Source organism: Pseudomonas sp. HLMP, from assembly GCF_046365545.1.
Lineage (GTDB): Bacteria > Pseudomonadota > Gammaproteobacteria > Pseudomonadales > Pseudomonadaceae > Aquipseudomonas > Aquipseudomonas guariconensis_B.
In genome coordinates this window covers 1,635,076-1,653,433 of record NZ_JBDLLR010000001.1, presented here as the reverse complement: position 1 = coordinate 1,653,433, position 18,358 = coordinate 1,635,076, and the positions used below count along the sequence as shown (strand labels likewise).

17 protein-coding genes and 1 pseudogene are annotated in these 18,358 nt (G+C 63.6%); 6 read left to right on the top strand and 12 right to left on the bottom strand.

Annotated elements, in window-relative coordinates:
* Nucleotides 1-9: 9 nt before the first annotated feature.
* The gene (locus ABFA30_RS07825; protein WP_225789418.1) at nucleotides 10-489 is read left to right on the top strand and encodes an Lrp/AsnC family transcriptional regulator; all 480 of its coding nucleotides are present in this window, start codon (nucleotides 10-12) and stop codon (nucleotides 487-489) included.
* Nucleotides 490-589: 100 nt separating this feature from the next.
* A pseudogene (locus ABFA30_RS07820) lies at nucleotides 590-1,002 on the top strand (hypothetical protein).
* Nucleotides 1,003-1,253: 251 nt separating this feature from the next.
* Here ABFA30_RS07820 and cysN read toward each other — a convergent pair.
* The 3 genes from cysN to ABFA30_RS07805 form a co-directional block, all read right to left on the bottom strand.
* Entirely contained in the window at nucleotides 1,254-3,155 is a 1,902-nt protein-coding gene (cysN, locus tag ABFA30_RS07815; RefSeq protein WP_225789421.1) for a sulfate adenylyltransferase subunit CysN, read from the bottom strand.
* 16 nt (nucleotides 3,156-3,171) lie between these two features.
* A complete protein-coding gene (gene cysD, locus ABFA30_RS07810) occupies nucleotides 3,172-4,089 on the bottom strand; it encodes a sulfate adenylyltransferase subunit CysD (protein WP_225789422.1) in 918 nt (305 codons plus the stop codon).
* A 178-nt stretch (nucleotides 4,090-4,267) separates the two neighbouring features.
* A complete protein-coding gene (locus ABFA30_RS07805; RefSeq protein ID WP_225789423.1) occupies nucleotides 4,268-5,026 on the bottom strand; it encodes a Nif3-like dinuclear metal center hexameric protein in 759 nt (252 codons plus the stop codon).
* A gap of 253 nt (nucleotides 5,027-5,279) precedes the next feature.
* Between ABFA30_RS07805 and algW the strand changes: the two genes are divergently transcribed.
* The gene (gene algW / locus ABFA30_RS07800; protein ID WP_410045312.1) at nucleotides 5,280-6,440 is read left to right on the top strand and encodes a Do family serine endopeptidase AlgW; all 1,161 of its coding nucleotides are present in this window, start codon (nucleotides 5,280-5,282) and stop codon (nucleotides 6,438-6,440) included.
* 104 nt (nucleotides 6,441-6,544) lie between these two features.
* On the opposite strand, the gene ABFA30_RS07795 is transcribed toward algW, so the two are convergent.
* The 4 genes from ABFA30_RS07795 to ABFA30_RS07780 all read right to left on the bottom strand — a co-directional run bounded on the left by ABFA30_RS07795 (nucleotide 6,545) and on the right by ABFA30_RS07780 (nucleotide 10,701).
* Nucleotides 6,545-7,309, bottom strand: coding sequence for an amino acid ABC transporter ATP-binding protein (locus ABFA30_RS07795; RefSeq protein WP_225789425.1), 765 nt, complete (start codon nucleotides 7,307-7,309; stop codon nucleotides 6,545-6,547).
* Between the two features lie 10 nt (nucleotides 7,310-7,319).
* Nucleotides 7,320-8,417 carry an amino acid ABC transporter permease gene (locus ABFA30_RS07790; RefSeq protein WP_225789426.1) on the bottom strand — a complete coding sequence of 366 codons (1,098 nt, stop codon included), beginning with the start codon at nucleotides 8,415-8,417 and terminating at the stop codon, nucleotides 7,320-7,322.
* Nucleotides 8,418-8,427: 10 nt separating this feature from the next.
* Complete coding sequence (locus tag ABFA30_RS07785) at nucleotides 8,428-9,606, bottom strand: amino acid ABC transporter permease (RefSeq protein ID WP_410045311.1); 1,179 nt, start codon at nucleotides 9,604-9,606, stop codon at nucleotides 8,428-8,430.
* Between the two features lie 66 nt (nucleotides 9,607-9,672).
* On the bottom strand, nucleotides 9,673-10,701 hold the full coding sequence (locus ABFA30_RS07780) for an amino acid ABC transporter substrate-binding protein (protein WP_225789428.1): 1,029 nt from the start codon (nucleotides 10,699-10,701) through the stop codon (nucleotides 9,673-9,675).
* Between the two features lie 336 nt (nucleotides 10,702-11,037).
* Here ABFA30_RS07780 and ABFA30_RS07775 point away from each other — a divergent pair, with 336 nt between their 5' ends.
* Together ABFA30_RS07775 and rhlB are read left to right on the top strand one after the other, a co-directional pair.
* Nucleotides 11,038-11,694, top strand: coding sequence for an alpha/beta hydrolase (locus ABFA30_RS07775; RefSeq protein ID WP_225789429.1), 657 nt, complete (start codon nucleotides 11,038-11,040; stop codon nucleotides 11,692-11,694).
* 102 nt (nucleotides 11,695-11,796) lie between these two features.
* Nucleotides 11,797-13,236, top strand: a complete 1,440-nt coding sequence (gene rhlB, locus ABFA30_RS07770; RefSeq protein ID WP_410045310.1) for an ATP-dependent RNA helicase RhlB — start codon at nucleotides 11,797-11,799, stop codon at nucleotides 13,234-13,236.
* 79 nt (nucleotides 13,237-13,315) lie between these two features.
* Here the strand turns inward: rhlB and moaE are convergent, their stop codons facing one another.
* The 5 genes from moaE to ABFA30_RS07745 all read right to left on the bottom strand — a co-directional run bounded on the left by moaE (nucleotide 13,316) and on the right by ABFA30_RS07745 (nucleotide 17,401).
* Nucleotides 13,316-13,762: a molybdopterin synthase catalytic subunit MoaE gene (gene moaE, locus ABFA30_RS07765; RefSeq protein WP_225789431.1), complete on the bottom strand. Its 447-nt coding sequence runs from the start codon at nucleotides 13,760-13,762 to the stop codon at nucleotides 13,316-13,318.
* Between the two features lie 2 nt (nucleotides 13,763-13,764).
* Nucleotides 13,765-14,010 carry a MoaD/ThiS family protein gene (locus ABFA30_RS07760; RefSeq protein ID WP_225789432.1) on the bottom strand — a complete coding sequence of 82 codons (246 nt, stop codon included), beginning with the start codon at nucleotides 14,008-14,010 and terminating at the stop codon, nucleotides 13,765-13,767.
* A complete protein-coding gene (gene moaC, locus ABFA30_RS07755) occupies nucleotides 14,010-14,480 on the bottom strand; it encodes a cyclic pyranopterin monophosphate synthase MoaC (protein ID WP_225789433.1) in 471 nt (156 codons plus the stop codon). Before moaC ends, ABFA30_RS07760 begins: the two co-directional genes overlap by 1 nt.
* Nucleotides 14,481-14,576: 96 nt before the next feature.
* A complete protein-coding gene (locus ABFA30_RS07750) occupies nucleotides 14,577-15,971 on the bottom strand; it encodes a PhoH family protein (protein ID WP_225789434.1) in 1,395 nt (464 codons plus the stop codon).
* Nucleotides 15,972-16,267: 296 nt separating this feature from the next.
* Nucleotides 16,268-17,401: a polysaccharide deacetylase family protein gene (locus ABFA30_RS07745; protein ID WP_410046034.1), complete on the bottom strand. Its 1,134-nt coding sequence runs from the start codon at nucleotides 17,399-17,401 to the stop codon at nucleotides 16,268-16,270.
* A 136-nt stretch (nucleotides 17,402-17,537) separates the two neighbouring features.
* Between ABFA30_RS07745 and yaaA the strand changes: the two genes are divergently transcribed.
* Nucleotides 17,538-18,317, top strand: a complete 780-nt coding sequence (gene yaaA / locus ABFA30_RS07740) for a peroxide stress protein YaaA (protein WP_368816278.1) — start codon at nucleotides 17,538-17,540, stop codon at nucleotides 18,315-18,317.
* The last annotated feature ends 41 nt before the right edge of the window (nucleotides 18,318-18,358 follow it).

Genomic DNA, 18,358 nt, shown 5'->3' with positions numbered 1-18,358 from the left:
GGGCAAACCATGCCTTCGAGCCTCGACCGCACCGATCGCGCCCTGCTCGCCGCCCTGCAGGACAACGCCCGCCTCACCGTTTCCGAACTGGCCGACCAGGTCGCCCTGACCACCTCGCCCTGCTGGCGGCGAGTCAAGCTGCTGGAAGACAACGGCTACATCACCGGCTACCAGGCCATTCTCTCGCCCAAGTCCCTGGGCTTCGGCGTCACCGCCTTCGTCAGCATCATGATGGAAACCCACACCAAGGACGTGGCCCGCGCCTTCGAACAGCGGCTGATGGAGATTCCCGAGATCGTCGCCTGCCACAACATCTCCGGGCGGTATGACTTTCTGCTGGAGATCCTGGCGCGGGACCTGGAGTCGTTCGGGGCGTTCGCGCGGGAAGTGCTGCAGTCATTGCCGGGGGTGAAGGAGATCTATTCGAGCTTTTCGTACAAGGCGGTGAAGGAACGGCGGGTGATTCCAGTGTCGGAGAAGCATATTTGAGAGTGCCTGACGAGAGCGTCAAGCCGGGGAAGCAAGCGCGACTCAATCATTACCAATAGTCTGCCCACTCTCGCCTCTCAGAGGGTTACCGCCGATTCTGGTGGTATTCAGAAGCCCACGGTTCGAGCCTGGGAGCGCTGTAGGAGTCGGCGAGAAGGTAACAGGGATTTGGCTTGGAGAAACCACTCGCGGAGAGGGCGCGCCAATACCATCGCATATTGCGAGCTTCTCAAAGGTGCAAAATTCCGGAGTTTCGACGCTTTCCGAAGGAGGTTCTGGAAAGCCGTTGCAAATGATCCTGAGCTTTCTAAGCAATTCCCTGAGAGGAGCTTACGCCGGATGAAAAAGAATGGCCTCGCGCCAATAGTACATGATGGAGATATTCATCTGGGCTCTGCAAGCTTCGTGCTTCACCATGACGCGGCTCACTTCGGATCCCAGGACTGCTTCGCGCCCCGAACGACAGTTGAGCATCGAGATTGGTGCAGACTTCCGTCAGCCAATGGACGATGAGGATGCAGAAATAGAAAGCCCTGCCGAAGCAGGGCTTTCTTCTTTCAGGTCAAGGCTTACGCCACGAGTGACCGTTTTCCTCGTTCGTCACCGCCGTTATGGCGGATGTCCAGGGCGGTGTACTTCAGAGCTGCTTGCGCTTGCATAGTAAGACTCCTTAACGATTCGCTGGCCGGATGACCAGCTCGCTCAGGGTGCCTGGCTGCCTGAACGAAAGGCACAAAACTTCCGCAAGCGTTCCTCATGCAGCCTCAGAGCGCGCCACGCTGACGCAGTACCTCCAACACCTGCTTCACGCCTTCCTCCACGCTGGTGGTCTGGGTGTCGATCACTAGGTCCGCATCCAGCGGTACATCGTACGGGAAGCTCTCGCCCGGGATGTTATCGCCAGCGGCGGCGTACAGGCCCTGCGGGTCGCGTTCGCGGCAAGCCTGTGGCGAGGCCTGGACGTAGACGGTCACCAGGCGCTCCTTGCCGATCAGTGCCTTGGCCTGTTCGCGGCCTTCGGCATCCGGAGCGACGAACGCGGCCAGGGTCAGCAGGCCAGCTTCGTTGAACTGGCGCGCCACATGGGCGGCGCGGCGCCAGTTCTCGGTGCGACCGGCACGGTCCTGTGGCAGGCCCTTGTTCAGGTCATGGCGCAGGTTCTGGCCGTCGAGCACGTAGACCGCACGACCCATGTCGAACAGCTTGCGCTCCACGGCATAGGCCAGGGTGCTCTTGCCGGCGCCGGACAGGCCGCTGAACAGCACGGTCGCCGGCTGCTGGCCAAAGCGCAGGGCACGTTCCTCGGTGGAAACGTGGGCCAGCTTGCCATGGTGGCCGGTGCTGCCGTGCGGCAGTACCGGCGGGGCGATGATCATGCCGGCGCCGACGGTGCCGTTGGTCAGGCGGTCGATGACGATGAACGCACCGGTGGTGCGGTTGCTGTCATAGCCGTCCAGGGCGATGGCGGCGTCCAGGCTGACCTTGACCCGGCCGATCTCGTTCAGTTGCAGGGCACTGGCCGCGCCCTGCTCCAGGGTGTTCACATCGACCTTGTGGGTGATGCTGGCGATAGAACCCGGCACGTAGCTGGTGGCACGCTTGATGTCGTACTTCTTGCCCGGGAGCATCGGCTCCTCGGCCATCCACACCAGCATGGCGTCGAACTGGTCGGTCACCGGCGGCACGTTGTCGGCATGCACCAGCAGGTCGCCACGGGAGATGTCGATCTCGTCTTCCATGGTCAGGGTCACGGCCTGGCCGGGGCCGGCGTGCTCCAGCTCGCCCTCGAAGGTGACGATGGACTTGACCCGGCTGCTCTTGCCCGACGGCAGCACGACGATGTCGTCGCCTTTGTGCACGACGCCACTGGCGATGGTGCCGGCGAAGCCACGGAAGTTCAGGTTCGGGCGGTTGACGTACTGCACCGGGAAGCGCAGGTCGGTGAAGTTACGGTCGGCCGCCACTTCCACGGTCTCGAGGATCTCCATCAGCGCAGGGCCGGTGTACCACGGCGAACGCTCGCTGCGATTGACCACGTTGTCGCCCTTGAGCGCCGACATCGGCACGAAGTGCAGGCTCGATGGCTTGAGGTTGATGCCTTCGGCGAACGTCAGGTAGTCGGCCTTGATCGACTCGAACACTTGCTGGTCGAAGTCCTTGAGGTCCATCTTGTTGACCGCGACGACGATATGCTTGATGCCCAGCAGGGAGGCGATGAAGCTGTGCCGGCGAGTCTGGGTCTGCACGCCGTAGCGGGCATCGACCAGGATGATCGCCAGGTCGCACGTCGAGGCACCGGTGGCCATGTTGCGGGTGTACTGCTCGTGGCCCGGGGTGTCGGCGATGATGAACTTGCGCTTGGCGGTGGAGAAGTAGCGGTAGGCGACATCGATGGTGATGCCCTGCTCGCGCTCGGCCTGCAGGCCGTCGACCAGCAGCGCCAGGTCCACGTCTTCGCCGGTGGTGCCGACTTTCTTCGAGTCGCGGGTGATGGCCTCGAGGTGGTCCTCGTAGATCATCTTCGAGTCGTGCAGCAGGCGCCCGATCAGGGTGCTCTTGCCGTCATCCACGTTACCGCAGGTGAGGAAACGCAGCAGTTCTTTGCGCTCGTGTTGAGCGAGATAAGCGAGGATATCTTCGCTGATCAAATCGGATTGGTGCGACATGGAGTAACCCTGAAAATTAGAAGTAGCCCTGACGTTTCTTGTCTTCCATGGAACCGGCGCCATCGTGGTCGATGACTCGGCCCTGGCGCTCGGAAGTGCGCGTCAGGAGCATTTCCTGAATGATGTCGGTGAGCGTTTCGGCCTCCGACTCGACAGCGCCCGTCAACGGGTAGCAGCCGAGGGTACGGAAACGCACCTTCTTCTTGACGATGCGCGCCTTCTCCTCGTCGCTGAGGTGTTCGAGGATGCGCTCGTCATCGATCATGATCAGGGTGCCGTTCTTCTCGATGACGTCACGCTCGGCGGCGAAGTACAGCGGCACGATCGGGATGCCTTCGAGGTAGATGTACTGCCAGATGTCCAGCTCGGTCCAGTTCGACAGCGGGAAGACGCGGATCGACTCGCCCTTGTTGACCTTGCCGTTGTAGATGTTCCACAGCTCCGGACGCTGGTTCTTCGGGTCCCAGCGATGCTTGCTGTCGCGGAACGAGTAGACGCGCTCCTTGGCCCGCGACTTCTCCTCGTCGCGGCGCGCGCCACCGAATGCGGCGTCGAAGCCGTACTTGTCCAGCGCCTGCTTCAGGCCCTGGGTCTTCATGATGTCGGTGTGCTTGGAGCTGCCATGGGTGAACGGGTTGATACCCTGCGCCACGCCCTCGGGGTTGACGTGGGTGATCAACTCCAGTCCCATTTCCTCGACCATCTTGTCGCGGAAGCGATACATCTCCTGGAACTTCCACTGGGTGTCGACATGCATCACCGGAAACGGCAGCTTGCCCGGGAAGAAGGCCTTGCGCGCCAGGTGCAGCATCACGGCGGAATCCTTGCCGATCGAGTACAGCATCACCGGGTTGTCGAACTCGGCGGCCACCTCGCGGATGATGTGGATGCTTTCCGCCTCCAGCTGTTTCAAGTGCGTCAGTTTGTCGACCATGGCTACTCACGAAAAACGATCTTATGGACGGCCAGCGGGCCGTGTTCGAGCGAGCCACTTTATCACAGCGCCTGATTCTATTTAGGAGGGCTGCTAGATCGAAACAATCTAACCATATGACTGGGGGTTTGGGATGAAATCGGGGCTGTGGCACGCCGCAACAGCCCCGCTCAGGCCATCAGATCGGATTCGGGCAATCGATGAACAGATGCTCCACGGCGAACCGCCGGGCCAGGTAGTCGCCCAGCGCCTGCACCCCATAGCGCTCGGTGGCATGGTGCCCGGCGGCGATGAAGCTGACGCCGTTCTCACGGGCGCTGTGGAAGGTCTGCTCGGAGGCCTCGCCGCTGAGGAACAGGTCGACCCCGGCGGCGATGGCATCGTCGATGTAGCCCTGGCCACCGCCGGTGCACCAGCCGACCCGACGGATCACCCCGTCGCCTTCCACCAACAGCGGCTCGCGGCCCATGGCCTCCTGCACGCGGCGAGCGAAATCCCGCGCCGACATCGGCTCGGCCAGCGAGCCCACCAACCCGACCACCCGGGGGTTCTCCGGGTCCAGCGGGCCTTCGACGGTGATGTCCAGCTGGCGCGCCAGCTGCACGTTGTTGCCCACCTCGGGGTGCACGTCCAGCGGCAGGTGGAAGGCCAACAGGCTGATGTCGTGCTTGAGCAGGGTCTTGATCCGGCGCTGCTTCATGCCGGTGATGCACGGGCTCTCGCCCTTCCAGAAATAACCATGGTGCACCAGCACCAGGTCGGCCTCGGCCTCTACCGCCGCATCCAGCAGCGCCTGGCTGGCGGTGACCCCGCTGACGATACGGCTGACCTGCGGGCGCCCCTCGACCTGCAGGCCGTTGGGGCAGTAATCCTGGATCTTGGCGCTGGCCAGGTAGCGCTCGGCTTCCTCGACCAAGGTGCTCAGGGCGACGGCCATGAAAATCTCCTCGAAATCTGCACATTCATCGGGAACAACGCCCGTATAATGGCCGCCATTATGGGCCGTCGCAGGCCTCGGGGAAACCGGTGGCAGACGCCTGGGGGCAAGGTAGCGAGGCCGTTTTGCGCACAGGCCCGCGAAGGCCGCTGCCGCAGCGTCGCAGATCGACCCGTTCAGGTGTATGATCGCGCGCGCTCGCGCCCTCGGGCCGCGCTGACGCCGCTCCCGCCCTACTCCCAGGATTCATTCGATGCTCAAGGCTCTGCGTTACTTTGGCTGGCCCCTGCTTACCGGTGTGCTGATCGCCCTGCTGATCATCCAGCGCTTTCCCCAGTGGGTCGGCCTGCCCAGCCAGGACGTCAACCTGCAACAGGCGCCGCAGACCACCCGGATCATGCAAGGCCCGGTGTCCTATGCCGACGCCGTGACCCTGGCCGCCCCCGCGGTCGCCAACCTGTACACCACCAAGGTGGTGAACAAGGGCGCCCATCCGCTGTTCGAGGATCCGCAGTTCCGCCGCTTCTTCGGCGACAACCTGCCCAAGCAGCGGCGCTGGGAGTCGAGCCTGGGTTCGGCGGTGATCATGAGCCCCGAGGGCTACCTGCTGACCAACAACCACGTGACCAGCGGTGCCGACCAGATCGTGGTGGCGCTCAAGGACGGCCGCGAGACCCTGGCGCGGGTGATCGGCAGCGATCCGGAGACGGACCTGGCGGTGCTCAAGATCGACCTGAAGAAATTGCCGGCCATCACCATCGGCCGCTCGGACAACATCCACATCGGCGACGTGTCCCTGGCCATCGGCAACCCTTTCGGCGTCGGCCAGACCGTGACCATGGGCATCATAAGCGCCACCGGCCGCAACCAGCTGGGGCTGAACAACTACGAGGACTTCATCCAGACCGACGCTGCGATCAACCCGGGCAACTCCGGCGGCGCGCTGGTCGATGCCAACGGCAACCTGATCGGCATCAACACGGCGATCTTCTCCAAGTCCGGCGGCTCCCAGGGCATCGGCTTCGCCATCCCGGTCAAGCTGGCCCTGGAGGTGATGAAGTCGATCATCGAGCATGGCCAGGTGATCCGTGGCTGGCTGGGCATCGAGGTACAACCCCTGAGCCAGGAACTGGCCGAGTCGTTCGGCATGGAGGGCCGCCCAGGCATCGTCGTGGCGGGGATTTTCCGCGATGGCCCGGCGCAACGGGCAGGGCTGCAGCTGGGCGACGTGATCCTCAGCATCAACGGCGAGCCGGCCGGCGACGGGCGCAAGTCGATGAACCAGGTGGCGCGGATCAAACCCAACGAGAAAGTCGCGATCGAGGTCATCCGCAATGGTCAGCAGCTCAAGCTGATCGCCGAGGTGGGGCTGCGACCACCGCCCGCACCGATCACGACCAAGGAAGAGAAGTAAACCGATTCCGGGGGCTGTCTTGCAGCCCATTCGCAGGGCAAGCCCTGCTCTCCAGTCAGGACCTTCAACTGACATCTGGGGCCGCAGAGCGACCCCAAACTGCCTCAATGCAGGATCTGGCTGAGGAACAACTTGGTCCGATCGCTGCGCGGCCGATCGAAGAAGTCATCCGGCGTGGCCTGCTCGACGATCTCGCCCTTGTCCATGAAGATCACCCGGTTCGCCACGGTGCGGGCAAACCCCATCTCGTGGGTCACGCAGAGCATGGTCATGCCATCCTCGGCCAGCCCCACCATGGTATCGAGCACTTCCTTGACCATCTCCGGATCGAGCGCCGAGGTCGGCTCGTCGAACAGCATGATCTTCGGCTTCATGCATAGCGCCCGAGCGATCGCCACCCGCTGCTGCTGGCCACCGGACAACTGCCCCGGGTACTTGTGCGCCTGCTCGGGAATGCGCACCCGCTCCAGGTAGTGCATGGCAATTTCCTCGGCCTTGCGCCGGGGCATCTTGCGCACCCACATCGGCGCCAGGGTGCAGTTCTCCAGGATGCTCAGGTGCGGGAACAGGTTGAAGTGCTGGAACACCATGCCCACCTCGCGGCGGATCGCCTCGATCTGCTTGAGGTCGTTGGTCAGCTCCACGCCATCGACCACGATGCGCCCTTGCTGGTGTTCCTCCAGGCGGTTGAGGCAGCGGATGGTGGTGGACTTGCCCGAGCCGGACGGCCCGCACAGCACGATGCGCTCGCCCTGTCGCACATTGAGGTTGATGTCCTTGAGCACGTGGAACTGGCCGTACCACTTGTTCACGCCCTGCATCTGGATGATGCCTTCCGGGCCTGCAGGCTGCTTGATCGCTTCACTCATTTCGAAACTCCTAACGCTTGTGGCCCGTGTCCAGCCTGCGCTCCAAGTGCATGGAGTAGCGGGACATACCGAAACAGAAAATCCAGAACACCAGGGCGGCGAACACATAGCCCTCGGTGGCCATGCCCAGCCAGGCCGGGTCCGCAGCCGCCTGCTTGACGCTGTTGAGCAGGTCGAACAGGCCGATGATGATCACCAGGCTGGTGTCCTTGAACAGTGCGATGAAGGTGTTGACGATGCCAGGGATCACCAGCTTCAGCGCCTGGGGCAGGATCACCAGGCCCATGGCGCGCCAGTAGCCCAGGCCCATGGCCGCGGCCGCTTCGTACTGGCCCTTGGGGATGGCCTGCAGGCCACCGCGCACCACCTCGGCGATATAGGCCGACTGGAACAGGATCACCCCGATCATCGCCCGCAACAGCTTGTCGAAGCTCATGCCTTCGGGCAGGAACAGCGGCAGCATCACCGAAGACATGAACAGCACGGTGATCAGCGGCACGCCACGCCAGAACTCGATGAAGGTGACGCAGACCACCTTCACCGCCGGCAGGTTCGAGCGCCGTCCCAGCGCCAGCAGGATGCCCAGGGGCAAGGCGCCGACGATGCCGACGGTGGCGATCACCAGGGTCAGCATCAGGCCGCCCCACTGGCTGGTGGGCACCGTCTCCAGGCCCAGGTGGCCGCCATGCAACAGGGTGTAGGCAAGGATCGGGTACAGCACCAGAAAGCCCAGGCCGTAGGCCACCTTGCGCGGGAAGCGCCGGATGAACAGCGGCGCGGCGCCGAGCACGGCGAGCCACACGGTCAGGTCGACGCGCCAGCGCAACTCCACCGGGTAGTAGCCGTACATGAACTGGCCGAAGCGCTGCTGGATGAACACCCAGCAGGCGCCCTCCTTGGTGCAGTCGGCGCGGGTGGTACCGATCCAGTTGGCATCGATGAACGCCCACTGCACCAGCGGCGGTACGATCAGCCATACCAGGTACAGGGCGAATAGGGTCAGGAGGGTGTTGAGCCAGTTGGAAAACAGGTTGCTCCGCATCCAGGCGAGCACGCCGACGGTCTTGACCGGTGGCGGCATGTCAGGTTTGAAAACATGGGCAGTCACGGGCGTATCCTCACCGCTCGATCAGCGCGATGCGCTTGTTGTACCAGTTCATCAGCAGGGAAATGCTGATGCTGATGGCGAGATAGACACTCATGGTGATGGCGATCACCTCGATGGCCTGGCCGGTCTGGTTGAGCACGGTACCGGCGAACAGCGAGACCATCTCCGGGTAGCCGATACCGGCGGCCAGGGACGAGTTCTTCGCCAGGTTCAGGTACTGGCTGGTCAGCGGCGGCACGATCACCCGCAGGGCCTGGGGGATGATCACCTTGCGCAGGGTCGGCCCCTCGCGTAGGCCGAGGGAACGCGCAGCCTCGGTCTGGCCATGGCTGACCGAACGGATACCCGAGCGCACGATCTCGGCGATGAACGCCGCGGTGTAGATGGTCAGCGCCAGGGTCAGGGCCAGCAGTTCCGGGATCAGCACCCAGCCACCGACGAAGTTGAAGCCCTTGAGCTGCGGCACTTCCCAGTGCACCGGGCTGCCGAACAGCAGCACGCACACGCCGGGGATGCCGAAGAACAGCAACAGGCCGACCCAGAACTTGTGGAACGGCTCGCCGGTTTCGTCGAAACGCTTGTTGGCATGCCGCACCATCAGCACGATGGCGACGATCGCCGCCACCAGGGCGATGACGAACGGCCAGAAGCCCTCGGCCATGGACGCGCCCGGCATGTTCAGGCCACGGTTGCTGATGAAGAACATGTCGTCGATGTTGATGCTGCCCCGAGGCCCCGGCAGGGTGAGGAACACGGCGAAGTACCAGAACAGGATCTGCAGCAAGGGCGGGATGTTGCGGAAGGTCTCCACGTACACGGTCGCCAGCTTGTTGATCATCCAGTTCGGCGACAGCCGCGCCACGCCGATGACGAAGCCCAGAAAGGTGGCCAGGACGATGCCGATGAAGGTCACCAGCAAGGTGTTGAGCAGGCCGATGACGAACACGCGCGCATAGCTGTCCGACTCCACGTAGGGAATCAGGTGCTGGGCGATGCCGAAGCCGGCGCTGCGTTCGAGGAAGTCGAAGCCCGAGGTGATGCCCCGGTGCTGCAGGTTGGTCTGGGTGTTATGGAACAGGTACCAGCCCAGGCCGACCACGATAACCACCGTGATGACCTGGAACAGCCACGCGCGCACACGTGGATCGCTCAGGGAAAACCCCTTGGGTGCGCCGATTTGATTGTGCATGAAATGCCCCGCAAAGAAGGGATCGAACAGCCTGCGGCGGCAGGATGCCGCCGCAGGAGGCAACCATCAGCGCACAGGTGGCGCGTACTGGATGCCGCCGTTGTTCCACAGGGCGTTCATGCCGCGGTCGATCTTCAGGTCAGTGCTCTGGCCCAGGTTCTTCTCGAACACTTCGCCATAGTTGCCGACCTGCTTGACGATCTGTACCACCCAGTCCTTGGGCAGCTTGAGGTCCTTGCCGTACTCGCCGTCGGTGCCGAGCAGGCGGGCGACGTCGGGGTTCTTGGTGGACTTGGCCTCGGCCTCGACGTTCTTCGAGGTCACGCCGGCTTCCTCGGCGTTGAGCATGGCGAACAGGGTCCACTTGACGATGTTGAACCACTCCTCGTCACCCTTGCGCACCACCGGGCCCAGGGGCTCCTTGGAGATGGTTTCCGGCAGCACCACGTAGTCGGCCGGGGCGGCCAGCTTGGAACGCTGCGCGTAGAGCTGCGACTTGTCCGAGGTCAGCACGTCGCAACGCCCGGACTCCAGCGACTTGGCGCTCTCGTCGGAGGTGTCGAAGGTGATGGGGGTGTACTTCAGGCCATTGGCGCGGAAGTAGTCGGAGACGTTCAGCTCGGTGGTGGTACCGGCCTGGATGCAGATGGTCGCACCATCGAGCTCCTTGGCGCTGGAGACGCCGAGCTTCTTGTTGACCAGAAAGCCCACGCCATCGTAGTAGGTGACGCCGGTGAACAGCAGGCCCATGCCGGCATCGCGCGAGCTGGTCCAGGTGGTGTTGCGCGACAGCACGTCGACCTCGCCGGACTGCAGCGCAGTGAAGCGCTCCTTGGCATTGAGCTGGCTGAACTTGACCTTGGTGGCGTCACCGAACACAGCGGCGGCCACGGCGCGGCAGACATCGGCATCGATGCCGACGATCTTGCCGGTGTTGTCCGGCACCGAGAAACCTGGCAAGCCATCGCTCACGCCACACTGGACGAAGCCCTTCTTGGTCACCGCATCGAGAGTAGCGCCGGCCTGGGCGACACCGACGCTGCCCAGTGCGGTGGCAGCGGTCAGGACTGCCAGGGTGGATTTCAACCTCTTCATCAACAACCTCCAAATCGCTCTTGTTGTACCGAGCCGGAATTGCACCGCACCCTTGTGAGGTGCATCCGACCCTTGTTGGCTTGTTATTGGGTCAATTGGCGCAATGAGCTGTTCTATGACAGCCTTTCTATCCACACGGGGGTGTTACCGTCGCCGGCCCATCCCCTCGCATCGCTTGGGACATAGCAAAGTGCGTACCAGAGCTGAAGGCTGGAGCGTTTAAGCGGTCGTCAAGTAGGAAAAGTTGTAGAGTTGCGACATCTTCTTGTGGCATTACCCACCCTTGCCTTTTTTTAACGCACTCAATAAGTACGCACGCACGTTTTTGGAGCCGTCATGAGTAACCCCCTGATTCTCGAACCGCAGAACACCACCGATGCCTGTGTGATCTGGTTGCACGGTCTTGGTGCAGACCGTTACGACTTCCTACCAGTGGCCGAAGCCCTGCAGGAGCACCTGCTCAGCACCCGTTTCGTCATGCCCCAGGCGCCCACTCGTCCGGTAACGATCAATGGCGGCTACGCCATGCCCAGTTGGTACGACATCAAGGCCATGACCCCGGCCCGGGCCATCGACGAAGCCCAGCTCGAGGAGTCCGCCGAGCAGGTGGTGGGCCTGATCGAGGCCGAGCGGGCCAAGGGCATCGACCTGGCGCGGATCTTCCTGGCGGGCTTTTCCCAGGGTGGCGCGGTGGTCCTGCACACAGCCTATATAAAGTGGCAGGAAGCCCTGGGCGGCGTGCTGGCGTTGTCCACCTACGCCCCGACCTTCACCGAGGGCCACCAGCTCAGCGCTTGCCAGCAACGTACCCCGGCCCTGTGCCTGCATGGCGTGCACGATCCGGTGGTGATCCCGTCCATGGGCCGCACCGCCTTCGAGTACCTCAAGCACTGGGGTGTCGAAGCGACCTGGGAGGAATATCCGATGGAGCACGAAGTGGTGCCCCAGGAGATCAACGACATCTACAACTGGCTGGTCCGCCGTTTGCGCTAGCGGTGTATTTCGCTGTAGTTGTCGGACCGCTCCACTACGCCGCGCCTGAATCTTGCATTACACTGCCCGGCGTACATTCCTTAACCAGTTGATGAGACGATCGTGCTCAAGGCACTCAAAAAAATATTCGGCAAGGGAGACGCCACACCTCAGGCCGTCGAACCCGCAGCCCACGTGATCACGCCCCCGACGGCGGCCGAGCCGCCGGCCGCCAAGGCCAAGCCCACTTCCCCTCCCCAGGCCGAGGCGCCAGTCGCGCCCCGTGGCGACAAGCCTGGCAAGGACAAACCGCGTCGCGAACGCAAGCCCAAGCCCCAGGCCAGCCTGTGGAAGCCAGAGGATTTCGTGGTCGAGCCCCAGGAGGGCAAGACCCGCTTCCACGACTTCAAGCTCTCCAACGAGTTGATGCACGCCATCCATGACCTGGGCTTCCCCTACTGCACGCCGATCCAGGCCCAGGTACTGGGCCACACCCTGCGTGGCCAGGACGCCATCGGCCGGGCCCAGACCGGCACCGGCAAGACCGCGGCGTTCCTGATCTCGATCATTTCCCAGTTGCAGCAGGTGCCGCCGCCCAAGGAGCGCTACATGGGCGAGCCACGGGCCCTGGTGATCGCGCCCACCCGCGAACTGGTGGTGCAGATCGCCAAGGACGCCATGGCCCTGACCAAGTACAGCAGCCTGAACGTCATGACCTTCGTTGGCGGCATGGACTTCGACAAGCAGCTCAAGGCCCTGGAATCGCGTCACTGCGACATCCTGGTGGCCACCCCGGGGCGCTTGCTGGACTTCCACCAGCGCGGCGAGGTGCACCTGGACATGGTCGAGGTGCTGGTGCTGGACGAAGCCGACCGCATGCTCGACATGGGCTTCATCCCCCAGGTGCGGCAGATCATCCGCCAGACCCCGCCCAAGAGCGAACGCCAGACCCTGCTGTTCTCCGCCACCTTCACCGACGACGTGATGAACCTGGCCAAGCAGTGGACCACCAACCCGGCCATCGTCGAGATCGAGCCGGAGAACGTGGCCAGCGAAACCGTCGAGCAGCACGTCTATGCGGTGGCCAGCAGCGACAAGTACAAGCTGTTGTACAACCTGGTGACCCAGAACAAGTGGGAGCGGGTGATGGTCTTCGCCAACCGCAAGGACGAGGTGCGGCGCATCGAGGAGCGCCTGGTGCGCGACGGCATCAACGCCGCACAGTTGTCTGGCGATGTGCCGCAGCACAAGCGCATTCGCACCCTGGAGAGCTTCCGCGAGGGGCGTATCGCGGTGCTGGTGGCCACCGACGTGGCTGGCCGTGGCATCCATATCGATGGCATCAGCCACGTGATCAACTTCACCCTGCCGGAGGATCCGGACGACTACGTGCACCGCATCGGCCGGACTGGCCGGGCGGGGACCAGCGGCGTGTCGATCAGCTTCGCCGGCGAGGACGATGCCTACCAGTTGCCGGCCATCGAAGAGCTGCTGGGGCGCAAGATCAAGTGCGAGATGCCGCCGGATGAGTTGCTCAAGCCGGTGCCGCGCAAGCACCACTGAGCCGTGCGCAGGGGCCGCTTCGCGGCCCCAGGATTACAAGGTGTCGCTCAGTTGGCCGGCAGGGGCAAATCCCAGCCGGCTACCAACGCCCGGCCGCGTCCTGGTCGCTCTGCTTGCCTTCCACCCAGCGCGGCCCCTCTTGGGTGTTCTCCTTCTTCCAGAACGGTGCCCGGGTCTTCAGGTAATCCATGATGAAGTTGCAGGCATCGAAGGCCGCCTGCCGGTGTGCGCTGGCCACACCGACGAAGACGATCGGCTCGCCCGGCTCCAGCGCACCGATGCGGTGCAGCACCTCGACCTTGAGCAACGGCCAACGCTGCTCGGCTTCGACGACGATCTTGGCCAGGGCCTTCTCGGTCATCCCCGGGTAATGCTCGAGAAACATCCCGGCCACGTCACGGCCATCGTTGAAATCCCGCACATAGCCGACGAAACCGACCACCGCCCCCACGCCGACATTGGCCGCATGCATGGCATTGAGCTCGTGGCCCGGATCGAACGCCTGCGCCTGTACCCGCACGCCCATGCTCAACCTCCCGTCACCGGTGGGAAGAACGCCACTTCGTCGCCCTCCTCCACAGGCTCGTCGAGCTTGCACAGGTCCTGGTTGCGCGCGCACATCAGGTTCTGCTCGGCCAGCACCTCATGCTGCCCGCCCTTGGCTACCAGCGCCTGGCGCACATCGTCGAGGGTCACGAAGGCGCCTTCGAGCGGCTCGCCATCGCGGCCCAGCAGTTCACGGTAACGGGCGAAATACACCACCTGGACTTTCATCACGCCTCCACCTGGTAATGGCCGCTCTTGCCGCCGATCTTCTCCAGCAGGCGCACCTGCTCGATGACCATGCCCTTGTCCACGGCCTTGCACATGTCGTAGATCGTCAGCGCGGCGACGCTGGCGGCAGTCAGCGCCTCCATTTCCACGCCGGTCTGCCCGGCCAGCTTGCAGCGGGCGACGATGTGCACGACATCCTGCCCCTCGGCGGCCAGTTCGACCTTGACGCTGGTGAGCATCAAGGGATGGCACAGCGGGATCAGGTCACTGGTCTTCTTCGCCGCCTGGATCCCGGCGATCCGCGCCACGGCGAACACGTCGCCCTTGGGGTGCTCGCCATCGACGATCATCTGCAAGGTCTGCGGCAACATGCGCACCCGCGCCTCGGCCACCGCCTCGCGTGCGGTCACGGCTTTTTCGGTGACGTCGACCATATTGGCGCGCCCCTGAGAATCGAGATGAGTCAGCACAGCTTTCCTCCTGTTAGGGAGCAAAGAGTGTAAACCCGCAGGTCAGAATCACGCAGAAAAAAAAGCCGGGCGCAAAGCCGCCCGGCTCGAAAAAGACTACAGGTGGGACTCGGCGTACTCGGCCAGCACCGAGCGCGGCACGCCCTGCAGGGTGATGTGAACGCCGTGGGGGAAGTCCTTGAAGCGTTCGGTGAGGTAGGTCAGGCCAGAACTGGTGGCCGACAGGTACGGCGTATCGATCTGCGCCAGGTTGCCCAGGCAGACCACCTTGGACCCGGCTCCGGCACGGGTGATGATGGTCTTCATCTGGTGCGGGGTGAGGTTCTGGCATTCGTCGATGAGGATCAGACTCTGCTGGAAGCTGCGACCGCGAATGTAGTTCAGCGACTTGAACTGCAGCGGCACCCTTTCGAGGATGTACTCGACGCTGCCATGGGTGCTCTCGTCGTCCATGTGCAAGGCTTCGAGGTTGTCGGTGATCGCCCCCAGCCACGGCTCCATCTTCTCCGCCTCGGTGCCTGGCAGGAAGCCGATCTCCTGGTCCAGCCCCTGCACGCTGCGGGTGGCGATGATGCGCCGGTAGCGCTTGCTGACCATGGTCTGCTCGATGGCCGCGGCGAGCGCGAGGATGGTCTTGCCGGAGCCAGCGGCGCCGGTCAGGTTGACCAGGTGGATGTCTGGGTCCAGCAGGGCGAACAGCGCCAGGCTCTGGTGGATGTCACGCGGTTTCAGGCCCCAGGCTTCCTGGTGCAGCAAGGGCTCCTGGTGCAGGTCGAGCAGCAGCAGCTCGTCCTCACGGATGCCCTTGATCCAGCCGACGAAGCCTTGTTCGTCGATGATGAACTCGTTGACGTGCACCGCCGGCAGGTTGTCGGTCAGTTGCACCCGGTGCCAGGTGCGGCCACGCTCCTGGCGGGTCTCGACCTTGCTGACGCGGTCCCAGAACGAGCCGGTCACCGAGTGATAGCCCTTGGACAGCAGCGAAACGTCGTCGACCAACTGGTCGGTGCTGTAGTCCTCGGCGGCGATGCCGCAGGCACGCGCCTTCAGGCGCATGTTGATGTCCTTGGTCACCAGTACCACGTCCAGGTCGGGGCGTCTGGTGCGCAGCTCGAGGAGCTGGTTGATGATGATGTTGTCGTTGAGGGTGTCCGGCAGTAGCCGGTTGGGTTCGTTGCGCGGGCTCATCAGGATCGACAGGAAGCCCTTGGGGCCGCTCTTGCCACGCTGGATCGGCACGCCCTGCTCGACGTCGCTGGGCGAGGCATCGCCCAGGGTCTGGTCGATCAGGCGGATGGCCTGGCGGCATTCGGCGGCGATGGTGTGCTTGCCGGTCTTGAGCTTGTCGAGTTCCTCCAGCACCGTCATCGGGATAGCGACGTGGTGCTCCTCGAAGTTGAGCAAGGCATTGGGGTCGTGAATCAGGACATTGGTATCGAGCACATACAGGATTGGCTTGTTGGAGGAAGGGTTGCGTCCTTGGTCATCCATACTCGGTCACCTTGTGTGAAAGCCACGCGACGCGTACCGCTGCGCCGCAGAGTGACCGCCGTTCTCCCCGTATCCGCGTCGTTACGGGCGGGGAGCGCACCTGGCAAGGAGGGCCTGGATGACGCCACCTGTGCTGCAGGTTTCGGCTGTCTGATTCCTACATACCGCATAATCCATGACCAAAAAAAGTCTTTTTACGTTCCGTTGAAGTTTATTTTTCCGATTGACGAACAGGGCTTGGCTTGGGGCTGGTGCGGTACTAAAGTCAAAGATCAGGCCTATGCAAGCTGCAAGCTCTAAAGCTCCCCCCGCCTCCCGTACGCCAGGCAATCCTCCCAACCGATCCCGCCCTGCGCCGTATTGCGCAGCAGCCATTCCACCGCCGGCCGTGCCTTGGGCAGGTCGTCGTGGAACTGGATCACGCCCTTGCGCCACAGCAGCATCAGGGCCAGCACACGCTGGGCCGACGCCTCGGCGCTCAACGCGCTGTCGTCGTGGGCGTCGATGTCCCACAGCGAGACCTGCAGCTGCTGGGCAGTCATGAAGGCCTCGCCATCGGCCCGGCGCTGCCCGTAGGGCGGTCGGAACAGCGGCACGTACTGCTCCGGCAGGTCGGACTGGACCCGCGCCTGGCTGCGTCGTAACGAATCCTGCCAGTCCTGCCACTGGGCGTGGGACCGGTACTCCCAGCCCTGGATCCCCACGCATTGGCCGGCATACAGCGCCGCCAGGGCATTGGCCGGCCCTGCGTCGCGGCGCTGCTGCAGGCGGTTGCCGAGGACGAAGAACGTAGCGCCCAGTTTCTGACGGCGCAGGTAATCGGCCAGCGCGTCGGTGTGACCGCCCTGCAGGCCAGGTCCACCGACGAAGGTCAGCAGGAACATCCGGTCATTGAGTTCGTCGCCATTGCGCTCGCGGCTGGACAAGCGCTCCACCTCGCTGCTGGTCTGTGGGAACAGCGCGGCCTTGCGCAACTGCTCGTCCAGGTAGCGGGTGTGGAACTGCCGGCTCGGCTCGATCCAGCCGCTATAGAAGCTGCCTACCCCGTCGGCGAAGCTGGCGGCCCGGGTACGCAGCTCGGCCATGGACTCGACCGGGTAACAGAACGAGGCGTCCAGCCCGCAACTGCGTTGCGCCTGCTGGTAGTTCTGCCACAGCCGTTGCCACATCCGCGCCCGCACCGCACGAATCACCGGCAGGTTGATCTGCCTGAGCCGCAGGCGCGCCGCCAAGGCCTTTTCATCGAGCATCTCGCTCTCCTGAAGGGCCTGGGCGAACGACAGGATTTCGGCCCGCGATGCGACATCGAACAGCGCCGGGCTGTCCAGTCGCTCGGGCCACAGGCTGCGATCCAGGCTGGCCGGAGCTGGTGGTGCCGCCTGGGCGGCCAGGCTCAACAGGCCGGCCAGCAGGACGAAGGCAATGCGCACGATCGAACTCTCCACGAGAACACCGGGCGCACTATAGCTCGCGCCCCGGTGATGGTCTGCGACTATCGTCACCATAGTTTGGCCTTGCCCGCCCCAGCCCGTAGAATCCGCAGCGACGATTCCAGGAGCCGACCCGATGCTGACGGTGATTTCCCCCGCCAAGACCCTCGACTACGACACCCCGCCGGTGACCCAGCGCTTCACCCTGCCTCAGTACCTGGACGACTCCCAGGCACTGATCACCCAGTTGCGCGAGCTGTCGCCAGCGCAGATCAGCGAGCTGATGCACCTGTCCGACAAGCTCGCCGGCCTCAACGCCGCCCGCTTCGGCAGTTGGACCCCAGACTTCACCCCGGCCAACGCCAAGCAGGCGCTGCTGGCCTTCAAGGGCGACGTCTATACCGGCCTGGACGCCGAAAGCCTCGACGAGGACGACTTCAGCTACGCCCAGGACCACCTGCGCATGCTCTCGGGCCTGTACGGCCTGCTGCGTCCGCTGGACCTGATGCAGCCCTATCGCCTGGAGATGGGCACCAAGCTGGCCAACGCCCGCGGCAAGGACCTCTATGCCTTCTGGGGCACGCGCATCAGCGAGTGGCTGAACCAGGCCCTGGCCGACCAGGGCGACGATGTGCTGCTCAACCTGGCCAGCAATGAATACTTCAGCGCGGTCAAGCGCAGCGCCTTGAATGCACGCGTCATCAACGTCGATTTCAAGGACTTCAAGAACGGGCAGTACAAGATCATCAGCTTCTATGCCAAGAAAGCGCGCGGGATGATGAGCCGGTTCGTGATCCAGGAACGCATCGACGATCCCGAGCGGCTCAAGCAGTTCGATGCGCAGGGGTACTACTACAGTGCCGAACAGTCCAAGCCGGATCACCTGGTGTTCCTGCGCGACCACCCTGCCGAATAAGCAGGGCTACCCAGCAATGCCCATCGATTAGCTATGGGGCT